The sequence below is a fragment of the Bavariicoccus seileri WCC 4188 genome (genome assembly GCF_000421665.1).
GTDB classification, from domain to species: Bacteria; Bacillota; Bacilli; order Lactobacillales; family Aerococcaceae; genus Bavariicoccus; species Bavariicoccus seileri.
This window is the reverse complement of sequence record NZ_ATXL01000018.1, coordinates 1-14,031: the sequence shown is the minus strand read 5'-3', so window position 1 is coordinate 14,031 and position 14,031 is coordinate 1. Positions and strand designations below refer to the sequence as shown.

12 protein-coding genes and 1 pseudogene are annotated in these 14,031 nt (G+C 37.2%); 10 read left to right on the top strand and 3 right to left on the bottom strand.

The genetic code is table 11. The annotated features are described in order from the left end of the window. Nucleotides 1–216 precede the first annotated feature (216 nt). On the bottom strand, nucleotides 217–1,656 hold the full coding sequence (locus H541_RS0105280) for a cryptochrome/photolyase family protein (protein WP_022796290.1): 1,440 nt from the start codon (nucleotides 1,654–1,656) through the stop codon (nucleotides 217–219). A 612-nt stretch (nucleotides 1,657–2,268) separates the two neighbouring features. On the opposite strand from H541_RS0105280, the gene murQ reads away from it, so the two are divergent. The 6 genes from murQ to H541_RS0105250 all read left to right on the top strand — a co-directional run bounded on the left by murQ (nucleotide 2,269) and on the right by H541_RS0105250 (nucleotide 8,752). Further along, the gene (murQ, locus tag H541_RS0105275) at nucleotides 2,269–3,162 is read left to right on the top strand and encodes an N-acetylmuramic acid 6-phosphate etherase (protein WP_022796289.1); all 894 of its coding nucleotides are present in this window, start codon (nucleotides 2,269–2,271) and stop codon (nucleotides 3,160–3,162) included. A gap of 221 nt (nucleotides 3,163–3,383) precedes the next feature. Further along, nucleotides 3,384–4,877: a PTS transporter subunit EIIC gene (locus H541_RS0105270; protein WP_022796288.1), complete on the top strand. Its 1,494-nt coding sequence runs from the start codon at nucleotides 3,384–3,386 to the stop codon at nucleotides 4,875–4,877. Between the two features lie 327 nt (nucleotides 4,878–5,204). Next, the gene (locus tag H541_RS0105265; RefSeq protein WP_022796287.1) at nucleotides 5,205–6,050 is read left to right on the top strand and encodes a MurR/RpiR family transcriptional regulator; all 846 of its coding nucleotides are present in this window, start codon (nucleotides 5,205–5,207) and stop codon (nucleotides 6,048–6,050) included. Nucleotides 6,051–6,460: 410 nt separating this feature from the next. Then, nucleotides 6,461–7,183: a methionine ABC transporter ATP-binding protein gene (locus H541_RS0105260; RefSeq protein WP_026501639.1), complete on the top strand. Its 723-nt coding sequence runs from the start codon at nucleotides 6,461–6,463 to the stop codon at nucleotides 7,181–7,183. A gap of 26 nt (nucleotides 7,184–7,209) precedes the next feature. Further along, nucleotides 7,210–7,851 (top strand): metal ABC transporter permease EmtB, encoded by a 642-nt coding sequence (gene emtB, locus H541_RS0105255; RefSeq protein ID WP_420805189.1) that lies wholly within the window; start codon nucleotides 7,210–7,212, stop codon nucleotides 7,849–7,851. 61 nt (nucleotides 7,852–7,912) lie between these two features. Continuing rightward, the gene (locus H541_RS0105250) at nucleotides 7,913–8,752 is read left to right on the top strand and encodes a MetQ/NlpA family ABC transporter substrate-binding protein (RefSeq protein ID WP_022796284.1); all 840 of its coding nucleotides are present in this window, start codon (nucleotides 7,913–7,915) and stop codon (nucleotides 8,750–8,752) included. 107 nt (nucleotides 8,753–8,859) lie between these two features. Here the strand turns inward: H541_RS0105250 and H541_RS11625 are convergent, their stop codons facing one another. Further along, entirely contained in the window at nucleotides 8,860–10,155 is a 1,296-nt protein-coding gene (locus tag H541_RS11625; RefSeq protein WP_052168268.1) for an aspartate aminotransferase type Ic, read from the bottom strand. A gap of 183 nt (nucleotides 10,156–10,338) precedes the next feature. After that, entirely contained in the window at nucleotides 10,339–10,605 is a 267-nt protein-coding gene (locus H541_RS0105240) for a YitT family protein (protein ID WP_026501638.1), read from the bottom strand. A 487-nt stretch (nucleotides 10,606–11,092) separates the two neighbouring features. On the opposite strand from H541_RS0105240, the gene H541_RS0105235 reads away from it, so the two are divergent. The 4 genes and pseudogenes from H541_RS0105235 to H541_RS13755 form a co-directional block, all read left to right on the top strand. Next, entirely contained in the window at nucleotides 11,093–11,347 is a 255-nt protein-coding gene (locus tag H541_RS0105235) for a DUF302 domain-containing protein (RefSeq protein WP_231455875.1), read from the top strand. 5 nt (nucleotides 11,348–11,352) lie between these two features. Continuing rightward, a pseudogene (locus H541_RS12930) lies at nucleotides 11,353–11,661 on the top strand (DNA topoisomerase); the annotation flags it as partial. Between the two features lie 76 nt (nucleotides 11,662–11,737). Next, nucleotides 11,738–12,900, top strand: a protein-coding gene (locus H541_RS0105220) for an IS3 family transposase (protein WP_156831878.1) whose coding sequence is annotated in 2 segments (ribosomal slippage) — nucleotides 11,738–12,011 and nucleotides 12,011–12,900 — 1,164 coding nt in all. Because the reading frame shifts where the segments join, the coding sequence is not laid out codon by codon here. A gap of 961 nt (nucleotides 12,901–13,861) precedes the next feature. Then, nucleotides 13,862–14,031 (top strand): helix-turn-helix domain-containing protein (locus tag H541_RS13755; protein ID WP_169461099.1); only part of this gene is annotated, 170 nt, incomplete at its 3' end.

Below are 14,031 nucleotides of genomic sequence, written 5' to 3'. Positions count from 1 at the left end.
ACAGAAAAAAATTTGAAGTTGGTCTAGAATTCTTTTTTAGAAACCGTTTTGGAAAGTACAAAAGATATCAAGGTGTAAAAGATACAAAAAATCTAACAGAAATAAAGAATAGTGAAAGAAAGGGTGAGACACAGGTCTCACCCTTTCTACCTTTTTAACAGTTCAACAAAGTTAACAGATTCATAGAGCTGTGTTCAACAATAATTGCGTAGAGATTTAAAATCTGTCTTTACTTTCTTCATAGGCTGCTACTGCTCTTTTTCTAGCCCATTGATGGTCGATTATGGGTTCCGGGTAGTCTTTGCCAACTATCACGTGGCGTTTTTGCTGTATTTGCATGTCTAGTATAGAAGGAAAATGGATCTCCTTTTCTGATAACGTTTTGAGTTCTGGAACATATTGCTTAATGAAGGTGCCACTTGGATCAAATTTTTTGGATTGCGTGATAGGGTTAAATATTCTGAAATAAGGGACAGCATCTGTACCGGTTGAGGCTGCCCATTGCCAACCACCAATATTACTAGCAGGATCGTAGTCAATCAATTGTTTCTTAAAGTAAGATTCTCCTAAACGCCAGTCAATCAATAGGTCTTTGGTTAGAAATGATGCAGTAATCATGCGTAAGCGATTGTGCATCCAACCTGTCGTTTTTAGTTGTCTCATGGCAGCATCAATGATGGGGTATCCTGTTAATCCATCTTTCCATCGTTTAAATTGTGACTCATCGTTAACCCAATGGATATGGGAAAAGTAGGGGATGATAGGCTCTTTTTGTTGATTAGGATGTGTGGCATAAATCATGTTGTAGAAATCACGCCAAGCAAGTTCTTTGATGAAGCTTTCTTTCCCAGAACTATCCTTGGCCGGAAGCGCTGCTTCAAAAACCGTCCTTATCGAGAGTTCCCCAGTACGTAAGAATCGTGATAACTTACTGGTACCACTTTGAGCAGGAAAGTCTCGTTTCTTATCATAATTAGAGAGATGATTAGTGATGAAATCGTGTAGTGCTTTCTTAGCGCTTACGGTTCCAAAATTTAATTGAGCTATTTCTTTAGTTAATTTTTCCTGAGGCAATAACAAATCTGTTAAATTACCCATATTATCCTCACCTGTAGCTTGAATAGACGGTCGAAGTCTTATGTTAGACGATTTAAACTGAATGATATTGGGCTTTCTTTTTTCGAAAGCTTCCCATTTCTTAAAGTAAGGTGTAAACACTTTATAGTAAGAACCATTGTCTTTAACAATACTACTGGCATCTATCAAATAATGATCCGAAAAGTGATGCGCTGTTACCCCAAGATTGGTAAAAACAGCTAAAGCTTCCCGATCACGCTTCGCCCCAAATCCTGTCTCATCTTCATTAAAGTAGATATTATCCCACTCAGGATACTGTTCTTTTAAGCTTTTAAATGTTTTCTCAAGCTCTCCCTGTAAAATGAGGAGCTTAATTCCTTTTTCAACTAATTGGTGTTTAAAGTGTTTGACAGCTGAAAAGAATGTATGCTGGTTAAAACCAAAATTGTCTGTTAGTTGTGATGGGTTGATATGAAATAAAAAAATGATGGGATTATCGTGATGATTCTTAAGAAGATGATTTAGCGCTGTGTTATCTTCTAAGCGTAAATCACGGCGAAACCACATGATTGAAGTCATAAAGTGCCTCCATTTCCATTGTCTATCTTTTAGTGTGCCATTTTAGTGTGTCATTTAGTAAAGCATTTTCAAACCTTTTGTATACACATGTCTATTCATAACCCTTTATCATATCGAAGTATAACTGGCTTTATTGAGTGAAAATGGCTTTATATAGTAGTTTCTCACCGAGTATACCATAGCTACTGAAATTAAACTTGTTACACATTTGACCAAGAAGATGAGTTGATTTTAATGGAATGCTTTTATAAGAATGCTTTCTATAAACGAGAAACAAAATGTCAAATAAATAAAATTAAACCAATTATATTTGAAATATCGTTTCATACGTGCTATCATTATAGGTGAGTGAAACCGCTTTAACAAAGGAGTGGTGGGATTTCCAATTATGGATAAGGTTTCACAATATGTCAGACAAGTGTCAGCAACAAAATGTAACATTAACCATGATATTCACCAAATACATGGCAGGTAATCAGACATCATAGGGTAGTGGGTTCTTTGGTTGAGAGTGTAGTAGCTTTATACTGTACTGTATGCAAATAACTGTATGTAGGTAACTGCATACGGTGAGAAGTATGCAGAAAGGTTGTAGGTAAAAGGGGGATATTAATGGATTTAGGCAAATTAACAACAGAAACGCGTAATAAAAAAACGATGAATCTGGATGAGTTATCAACAACTGATTTCTTAACGGTCATGAATAACGAGGATCAATTGGTAGCTTTAGCGGTTAAAAAGGAAATTCCCGTGATTTCTCAGGTGGTTGATGAGATTGTTTCATCATTTAATCATGGTGGCCGTTTGATTTATATGGGTGCTGGAACGAGTGGTCGTCTAGGGGTACTTGATGCTGCTGAGTGTGTTCCAACGTTTAGTGTTTCAAGTGAGTTAGTAAAAGGGTTGATTGCTGGTGGTTTAAAAGCAATGACTATTGCTGTTGAGGGGGCTGAGGATTCTAAGGAGTTAGGTAAAACTGACCTGGTTGACCTTAAGTTGACGAAACACGATACGGTTGTTGGAATTGCTGCGAGTGGTCGGACTCCTTATGTGATTGGTGGATTAACTTATGCCAATGAGGTCGGTGCAACGACTGCAGCTTTATCTTGTAATAAAAGTGCTGAAATCAGCGCTTTCGCTACTTACGCTATCGAAGTAGAAGTTGGTCCAGAAGTTTTGACTGGATCAACAAGGTTAAAGGCTGGGACTGCTCAAAAGCTAGTTTTGAATATGTTATCGACCGGAGCGATGGTCGGTATCGGAAAAGTATATCAAAATTTGATGGTCGATGTGTTGCCTTCAAATGATAAATTAGTGGAGCGCGCGAAACGGATTATCATGGCAGCGACTGATTGTACGTACCAAGTTGCAGAGACAGCTTTTGAAGCATCTGGTCACAAGGTCAAACTGGCAATTGTGATGGTAGTAACAGCTACCACAAAGGAAGTTGCAAGCGATAGGTTAGAAAAAGCACACGGCTTTATTCGTCAAGCGATTAAAGGATGACTTGAACTTAGTGTGAGTGACATAGAGGATTTAGCTATTTGATAATAGGTTAATAGGGTTAACATAGGTCAATAGAGTTAATCAATGAATTACGAATACTGGTAAAAAGTAAAAACTATCATAAGAAAAAGTAATAGAAGTAATCAGTAACAGAAGTAGCAGAAGTAAAAAGCAATAAAATAAAAAGTTTATAACACTAAACTACTAATGGAGGGATTAGAATGGCAAAAATTAGTGAAAAAACATTAGCACATGATATCTATGCCCATATCGGTGGGACGGGAAATGTTTCTAATGTTATCAATTGTATGACACGGGTCAGGATTGATATTAAAGATGATGACCATGTAGATATTGAAGGATTGAAGAAGGTTCCGGGGGTATTGGGTGTCGTTGAAGATGAATTGCTTCAAGTTGTCTTAGGTCCAGGAATTGTGACCAAAGTAGCCAATATAATGTCTGAAGAATTAAAAGGCAAACCGGCAGCTGTTGAGGCTGATAGTCCGGTAAGTGGTAAAACTCAAGCGGAGCGAGAAGCGGCAAAAAATAAATCAGAAATCAAAAAACGCAATAATACACCGTTTAAACGGGCGCTAAAAGCAATTGCGAGTATCTTTGTACCGTTGATTCCAGCTTTCGTAGGTGCCGGTATCATTGGTGGTATTGCTTCGATTTTAGGAAATTTACTGACAGCTGGAGTTGTTTCTGGGGATGCATTGACCAATATCCGTGTAGTACTCGGAATCATCCAAAGTGGGTTATTTGCTTATTTAAACATCTATATTGGGATTAATGCAGCTAAAGTGTTCAAGGGAACTGAAGGTCTTGGTGGTGTTATTGGTGGTGTCGTTTACTTAACAGGTATGAATCCTGAAGCACCGCTACCAAACATCTTTACTGGTCAACCACTGGCAGCTGGTCAAGGTGGTGTTATTGGGGTTGTCTTAGCCGTTTGGATTTTGTGTTATGTTGAAAGAAGTCTACGTAAGGTTGTACCAAACTCAATCGACGTCATCGTTACTCCGACTATTTCATTGTTAGTCGTCGCATTGGTTACTATCTTTTTAATCATGCCAATAGCTGGTGCAGTATCTAGTTCACTTGTTGGGGCAATCACTTGGGTGCTTAATGTTGGTGGTGCATTTGCAGGCTTTGTCCTTGGAGCGCTCTTCTTACCAATGGTAATGCTTGGTTTGCATCAAATTTTGACACCAATCCATATCGAAATGATTGCGAGTCAAGGTTACACCCTTTTACTACCAATCTTAGCTATGGCCGGTGCAGGACAAGTCGGAGCAGCTTTTGCATTATGGCTTAAATGTCGCAAGAATAAACCATTGGAAAATATGATTAAAGGTGCTTTACCAGTTGGTATCCTTGGAATTGGAGAACCGTTAATTTATGCTGTTACATTGCCACTAGGAAAACCATTTATCACTGCTTGTATCGGTGGTGGTGTCGGTGGTGCCGTTGTTGGATTGATAGGTGGCATTGGTGCTACTGCCATTGGCCCGAGTGGTGTTGCTTTGATTCCGTTGATTTATGGTGACAAATGGTGGGGTTATGTCCTTGGATTATTAGCTGGTTACCTTGGCGGATTCATTGCGACTTATTTCTTTGGAGTGCCAAAAGAAGCGACTGAAGCTAAAGAACTCGATACAGAAGAAATTGACGATAAGACAGTTATTGATTACAATAACTTTAATATGGACTAGCTTTAATATGGCTTTTAAATTTGTCCTGAAGTCAAACTGTTACTTAGCTAAACAGTGAGAGTTGCTGAAGAATAACTTGTTGAGGTGGTGAGAAATCGACCACCTCTTTTTTGACAAAAGTATAATCTTAAATCAAAGTACATAAGTCAATATATATATAAATCAGCACACATTAATTAGTCCGCAAAAATCAATATATTTGAATCAATATATGTTGATTAATACATTTAAATCAATATACTTAAGGAAATAAAGAAGAAAATAAAGAGGAAAATAAAGAAGGAAATAAAGTTAGAGATGGGATATACAAAGTAAGAGAGGTGACTAATGCCAAAGAGTATTTTAATTACAATACAAAGTAAGTTGACCAATTTTTCTTCTACTGAAGTGAGAATTGCGCAGTTTATTTTGGACAATCCAACTGAAATTCCTCATTTGAATACGGCTGAGTTGGCTGAAAAAACTGGGACAAGTCCATCAAGTGTTGTCCGATTTGCCCGTAAAATAGGGCTAAAAGGTTATACTGAACTACAAATGGAGTTGACAAGAGTAGAAAGTATTGATGAGCGTCTTTATGATGAGATTAATCCTAAAGATAATACTACGACTTTAAAGCAAAAACTTGCTTTACGAATCAATCACAGTATAACAACGACTTCTGAAAGCTTATCAAACAAAGCACTGGATCAGGTTGTAACGGCAATAGAGAGTGCCTCACATGTTATTGTATATGGACTTGGTGCTTCAGGATTAGTAGCCCAAGATTTTGTCCAAAAATTTGGCCGTGTCGGAAAGGCGACACATTTCATTACAGACACTCATCAAGTCGCTGTTGAAATCGAAAATCAGCTACCAAAACCATTATTCTTCGTTATTTCCCATTCAGGTGAGACAAAGGAGGCTATTACATTAGCCAAAATTGCCAGAGACAGAGGGTTAAAAGTGGTCACTTTGACCTCAAATGCGACGAGTCAGTTGTATGCGCTTGGTGACTATCAAGTGTTAACGACTGGCAATTTGAACGAGAAGGCTTTAAGAGCTGCCTCTACGACTTCTCTGATTTGTCAATTATATGCAGTGGATCTGTTGTACTATCGATATGTTCAAAAGAAGTACAGTTTTAATGCTAAAAAGATACAGGAATCATATCGAGTGGTGCAAGAGAATTTTTAACTCATACAAATCGTATTATTCATATTAAAGGTGTTTCACAGATGACACAGTTCGTTTCAACATTGTGAAAAACATATAATAAAATTCCAATACTTTTCAAAAACAAAAAAGAGAATACAGGAAAATGATATGAAAGAGCTGGCACTTGAATTGGGCAACCATTCAGGATCTGGCTCTTTTGTCTTAGTTTTGAACGTAATTTAACATGAAATAGTAAAAATAGTATGTAACTTTTGCTGTTCCATGTTATAGTAATCTATAACGGTTGACTGGTTAATTGGTGAGAAGATGACTCGCCAAAGAAAAACAAATAATAGCTTGATAAAAATAACAATATATATTATACTGTGTAAGCGCAACCAATATGTAGATGAATAGTTTTGGTCGCCAGATCTAAGGGGTGGATGACTTTGATCGTAGTGAAAGATGTTTCGAAGAAGTATCAACAGGTTTTTGCACTAGAACACATTTCATTTTCTGTTTCAAAAGGAGAAATTTTAGGAATCGTAGGGAAAAGTGGCTCAGGGAAGTCGACCTTATTGCGATTAATCAATTTGATGGAGCCATTGACTGAGGGACGGTTAGAGATTGCTGGAAGAGACACGAGTCAATTGACAGCTCAAGAAGTGGTTTCCCAAAAGCAGAAGATTGGTATGGTTTTCCAACAGTTCAATTTGCTGGCCAATAAAACTGTTGCTGAGAATGTTGCTTTGCCACTGACACTCATCAAGCAAAAAGATAAGCATCGTGTTGATGAGTTGCTTGATTTTGTTGGGATGGGTAAGAAGAGAGAGGTTTATCCAAAAGAATTATCGGGTGGCGAAAAACAGAGGGTTGCTTTGGCTCGAGCGTTGGTTCGAAGACCTGAAATTCTATTATGCGATGAGGCCACAAGTTCTTTGGATGAGGAAAATACGGATGCAGTTTTGAGACTGTTGCAACAAATCCATCGCGAGTTTGGTATGACGATTTTGTTTGTGAGTCATGAACTCGATACGGTTAAAAAACTATGTGAACGTGTGTTAGTGTTGGAAGACGGTAAAATGTTAGGAACGGTGTCAAATCGTCCTGAACCTCTTTCCAACCAAAAAATACCTTATTTAGAGAAAGTAAGGAGGCGGATGGAGGGGTGACATTACTAGAATCATTAAACTATTATATGCCCGAATTGATGACTTCAATTAAAGAAACTGGGATTATGATGGGAATCTCAATGAGCTTTTGTGTCGTAATAGGCTTGCCACTAGGAATTTTCATGTTTATGTCTAATCCTCATATAAAAGGAAAGAAAACGCTCTCTTATTGGCTTTTTAACTTTGTCGTGACATTTATTCGCTCATTTCCCTATCTACTGTTTGTAATCACGTTGATTCCCTTAACAAGATTAATACTGGGAAGAGCGTTTGGACCTTATCCAGCATCGTTTCCGTTAAGCATTATGGCAGTTGTTTTGTATGCGCGTTTAGCTGAGCAAGTTTTACTCGATGTTCCAAAGGAAACTGCTTTATTGGCAGAGTCTCTAGGGGCATCTAAGTGGCAATACATCTGGCATTTCTTGTTGCCAGAAGCACGAAGTGGTCTAATTTTGGCTTATACAACCTCAGCGGTCAGCATGGTGTCTTACTCGACGGTCATGGGAATTATTGGTGGTGGTGGGATCGGTGATTTTGCGATTCGATATGGTTACCAGAGTTATCAATATGGCATTATGGCTGTTGCGATAGCCCTTATGATCTTTAGTGTGTTTATTATTCAAATGGTTGGGAACACGGTATCTCAACGACTCGATAAACGAAAATAGGTCATTCTTAATTTGGTTTCATTAGGTTTATAAAATAAAAAAGAAAGAAGGAAAAGAGATAATGAAAAAAGGATTAACAGCATTTTTAGCACTATTTTTGGCGGTGTTTTTAACAGCATGTGGTTCTGGAGAGGCAACTAATAATACTGATGACTCAGTAGGTGATAAGGCAGAAGATAAAGTGATTACCGTTGCGAGTCAAGCGCCTCCAATGACAGATGTTGTCAAAGTTGCAGCAAAAGTAGCTGAAAAAGATGGATGGGAGATCAAACTCGTCCAAGTTAATGATAACGTTGCATATAATGATATGGTTTCAAGTGGCGAAGCTGATGCTAGTTTTGCACAACATAAACCGTTTATGGAGCAATATAATGAGGCTAATGACACTAACTTAGTTGCAATTCAACCAATCTATGATGCAAAAGTTGGATTTTATTCAAAAGATTATACTGCAGTTGATGATATTCCAAATGGTACAACTGTTGCCATACCTAATGACCCTTCAAACCAAGGGCGTGCTTTAGCTATTCTAGCTGAACAAAATTTAATCACTTTGGCGGATGGTGTAACTGATAGCGGGACAATCAAAGATGTTGTTGACAACCCAAAAGAGTTTAAATGGTTGGAAGTAGACCTTTTGAATTTAGCAGAAGCTTATAGTGAACCTGATGTGTCATTGGTTTATAACTATCCGACTTATATCGCAAAAATTGGCTTGAAACCATCTGATGCGCTATTCTTAGAACAAAAAGTCGATCAACGTTTCTCAATTCAATTAGTCGCTCGAGAAGATAACCAAGATTCTGATAAAATCAAGGCTTTAAAAGAAGCTATGACAAGTGATGACGTCAAATCATTCTTAGAAGATGAACATGGCGATACATTGATTCCATCGTTTTAAGTTAATGATCCTGATTTAAAAAATCTGGTTTAGAGAGTTCTAATTTTAATGACGCAAAAAAGAATCGCATATCGCGATTCTTTTTTTGAGTGAACTAGTATTACGTTTCAATGCTTACCCAACTGACTACTAGGGGTTGCAGTATCATCTATAGCACCTTCGAGTTGCCGGCGTAAGCAGCAAAATTCGATGGTTAAGCAGATAGCATCAATCGCCTGCTCGACTTCCTCTAAAGGAATAGATGTCGGAGCCAATCGAATGCTATTATCTAACGGATTTATGCCGTATGGATAGGTTGAATTTGCCTTTACGACTTTTACCCCAATATCGCTCAAGTGAGAAACGATATCAGTGGCACAACCTGTCATTGTCGTCAGATGAACGAAATACCCCCCTTTTGGTTCGGTCCAATCCACCATCTTACGGTCAGAAAAATAAGCGCGAAATTTTCGAGTAATTAAATCAAACTTAGGTTTCAATAGTTTTGCATGATTCGCCATATGCTGTGCCAAGTGTTCTTGGTCTATTAAAAATTTGACATGACGTTTTTGGTTGATCTTGTCAAATCCGATGGTTTGGTAAAACATTTCATGGCTAAAAAAAGCAATGTTTTCTTCGCTACTAGCAAGCGCGGCAACGCCAGCTCCTGGAAAAGTTATTTTTGAGGTGGAGCAGACCATCCAAGGACGGTTTGGATATCCTGCTGCTTTACAAGACGCTAAAATATTTTTAGCAATAGTATGATCTTCAGTGAGGTGATGAGCCACGTAAGCATTATCCCATAGAATAATAAAATCATCAGCCAAAGTCTCTAACTGAGCAAGACGACCAACTGTTTCGTCTGAATAAGTGACGCCAGTTGGATTACTATATGTTGGAACACACCAGATTCCTTTGATACTAGCATCTGTTGCTACTAGTTCTTCGACAATATCCATATCGGGTCCAACGTCTGTCATAGGGACGGGAATCATAGTGATACCTAACTTTTCTGTCATAGCAAAGTGACGATCATAACCAGGTGAAGGACATAAAAAGGTCAGTGGTCCTTTATCTTTGAGAGAAGGACCATTCTTGCTATAGAGCAAGGACGTTAATACCATGTGTAGTAATGAGAGACTAGAATTTCCTCCTACAAAGACTTCATCAGTTGTTACCCCTAACATCGCAGAAAAGAAGTGCTTGGCTTCTAGTATTCCAGTAAGCTCGCCATAATTTCGGATATCTTTGTGGTCTTCAGTCTCATAATCCTCCGGAGTAATATTTGTCAAAAGAGAGGTTGATAGGTTTAACTGGTCTTTATCAGGCAGCCCTCGTGTCATAGTGAGGGATAAAGGATTCTTTAACAAGTAGTCGTATTTCGTTTTAAGATAATGATAACGTTTTTGCCTATCAGTAAGCATTTTGGACACGATTTGACCCCCTAAGATCGGATGATAGTTCAAATTATAAAAGAACTGTTCACCTAACACAACATGTTATAGTCTATTCCATGACTATCTGGAAAATAGATAATAAAAAAGAAAAAAAGTGCCATTTGGCACTTTTTTCATACTAAAATTAATACGACTATTTCGTTGACATCATTACAAATACTCTACTGGGAAGAAGGTGAAACCACTACCCAAGACTTCCGAAACATTATTGACGAGAACAAAAGCTTTAGGATCGACTTCCTCCACGACTTTTTTGATTTTGAAAAACTCATGATCTGTTGTCACAATCAATAACACTTCCTTCTCACGACGACTAAATCCACCCTTGGCATTTAATAGAGTGACACCCCGATTAACTTCTTTTCCAATAGCGATTCTGATTGCTTCTAACTTCTCTTCCGTTTCGCTCATAATCATGATCGATTTCTTCATTTATTGCTAGTTATATGGCTTACCGTGAGTTTTATAACAATCGCAGTCAATTAATTATATGATTTGGGATGATACACTACTCTTAAAACCAGTGGTTACAATTTTATGTAGTTAAAAGAAGACCTCACGAGAATAATTGCAAAAAGAACTTCATTTTTTAAGGAAGAAGGATATTTTTGTCATCGAATCTTTGGAACGACTAGGGCGAAACTATGATGAAATTTTTTATATAGTGCAGCAACTGGATTAAAAGGATATCGGACTGATTGTTTTGAACATGCCTATCCTCAACCAATGAGAACTTTCGACGAAATCATTTTCTAGAAAGAAATTTCTATCCAATAAGAATTCCAAATCATGGACACTATTATCAAAGAAGCTTTAATAGATAAAATATTCAAAGCAGATTCTAAAAAAGTCGATTCCACAAAATATACATGAAATGAAAAATGGAGGAATATAAGTGAACTTTATGTATGAAGTTAAAACAACTAAATCATTCCAAGCGGCAACAGAAGCACTCATTGAGAAACTCAAAGAAAGAGAATTTGGTGTATTGTATCAAGTTAATTTTAAAGAAAAAATTAAATCTAAAGGGTTAGATTTCCCTACAAATTTTGAGGTATTAGAAGTATGTAATCCAAAACAAGCAAAAGAAGTATTGGAAAAACGTATTGAAGTTGGCTACTTTTTACCGTGTAAACACGCCAAATTGCCGATTGGTTGATCGGCATGAACGCAAGCCCTTTGTATACGTTAAATTTACAATAGAAGGGCGTACAAGGTACATTTTCCCTAGGACGTGTTCAAACGCCCACCTTATACCTTATTTTTCAGCGCCAGGAAGCCATAGAGAATTTTAAAAAAGAACCTTTTTTCGAGGTGGAAGCTAGTATAAAAGTAAACCAAGGGTCATTTAAGGGCGTTCTAAGCCCCACACAGCGTTTTAAAACCCAAGAGGAGCTTTTAGCTTTTGTTTCTTCTAAACAAGCTAAAATAGGCAATCAAGAGGGGATAATTGCTGATGTTCAAACCAAAGAGATGGATAGGCTACAATTAACTAGACAGAAAAATTAAGGTGTGTAGACTAGAAGAAAACATACCAGGAGGAATTTTTATGTCTAAGAGAACACGAAGAACTTTTTCACAAGAATTCAAGCAACAAATCGTCAATCTTTACTTAGCTGGAAAGCCACGTGTAGAAATCATTCGAGAATATGAACTAACGGCTTCAGCATTTGACAAATGGGTAAAGCAATCTAAAACGAGTGGTTCATTCAAAGAAAAAGATAATCTTACGCCTGAACAAAAAGAATTGTTAGAACTACGTAAAAGAAACCAGCAATTAGAAATGGAAAATGATATTTTAAAGCAAGCAGCGCTGATATTCTGACGAAGAGACAAGTAATCGATGCGAATAAGCATCTTTACCCTATATCAGCGATGTGCAGAATATTAGGTCTATCACGTCAGTCCTATTATTATCAATCAAAACCAAAGAAAGACGAATCAGAACTTGAAGAAGCAGTCGCTGAAGAATTTATCCGCAGCCGAAAGGCCTACGGCTCAAGAAAAATAAAAAAAGCCTTATCAAAACGAGGCATTCAGATCAGCCGACGAAAAATTAGTACAATCATGAAAAATAGAGGATTAAAATCGAGCTATACTGTTGCTTATTTTAAAGTACATCATTCTACTTGCAATGAAGCCAAAACGACAAACGTATTGAATCGTAAATTCTTAAGAGACAACCCATTAGAAGCGATCGTAACAGACTTGACTTATGTACGAGTCGGGAAAAAATGGAATTATGTCTGTTTCATTTTGGATCTGTTCAATCGAGAAATTCTCGGCTATTCTTGTGGAGAACATAAAGATGCCGTTCTAGTAAAAAAAGCATTTAGCCGTATCAAACAACCTCTGACAGAGGTTGAGATTTTTCATACTGATCGTGGAAAAGAGTTTGATAACCAAGCTATTGATGAATTATTAACAACTTTTGACATCAATCGATCATTGAGTCATAAAGGCTGTCCTTTTGATAATGCCACAGCTGAATCAACTTATAAGTCGTTGAAAGTAGAATTTGTCTATCAATACACATTTGAAACCTTACAACAATTGGATTTGGAGTTATTTGACTATGTCAATTGGTGGAACCACCTTCGGTTGCACGGTACACTTGGCTACGAGACACCGGTTGGTTACCGTAACCAGAGATTAGCGCAGCGAATCCTTGATAATGAGCTCGGATGTGCTAACGCTAGCGAGGCAGTCTAGCTTTAACTGTTAGCTCCTGCCGAAGATCGTCACATCCGAGGAGGCTCATTGTCAAGGACAATCGGAATAGCATACGGAAAGAAGTTCTGCACCTTATAAAATTTGTTAAAAAACTGTTGCCATTCCATTAGACAAGAGAAAATAAATATTCCATATCTACTTTATTGGATCCATAACATGACTAAATTCTGAATACTTTTTAAAGCTTATCATTTGGTAAAACTGAATATAAGTTAATTATATAGACTGAAAATTTTGAATTTTCAGAATAGAATAACTTAAAAGTACTGACAAAATTTTTTAAAGGGGCAATATTAATGTTCTGAGATAATCAAATCTTACCGAAAATATCAAAAGTCCAATGTGGCACAATCTGATTCTGTCACATTCGATAAAATTGCTCTATCCTTAGAGGCTCTAAGAGAAAATCATTTTTTCTTTTAGCGATTTTTTTCTATAGCTTTTTTAAATGTGACTTATCATCTGTTATAGTCGTATTAAGTAACATTTGAGAGGTGGCTAAACCGGAAAATATGGGCAATGAAATTAGATGCTTTTTAGTATGTATAAAATAACTACGGTCTAATAAAACGCCAATAAATCCTATAGCTAATATATTTTTTCTGCAATGTGTCCCATCGCAATCGCAGGTTGGCGATTGATTTCTCAGAGATTCACACATCTTTTTCTGATCATCCGATAAGACAATGGTTATATAATCAGTCGTCTCCAATTCTTTCGAATCTTTTGAAAGAATAATTTAGGAGTAAAGAATGTTGATATATGGAGTTTAGAGTAAATGTTGCCGCTGATTGGCGAAGTGTAGAGTGGTCTAGTGATGAGAGGTGAAAATAATTGCACTTATGTAAGGTTACAATACATGTGTTACATGAAAATAAAAAAATAGAGGAAGCTTCTGCTATACTGTAATTACCACACCACAGAAAGGAAAGCTTCCCCTATGAAGAATATTATAACAGAAGAAATGCGATACAGAAAGAAAGTCGTTGATTATGCGGTTAAACATGATAATAATGCCAAGGCTGCACGCAAATATCACACAAATCGGATGCAAGTCAAACGTTGGAGAGACAACTATGATGGGACATGGGATAGTTTAAGAAATAAGAG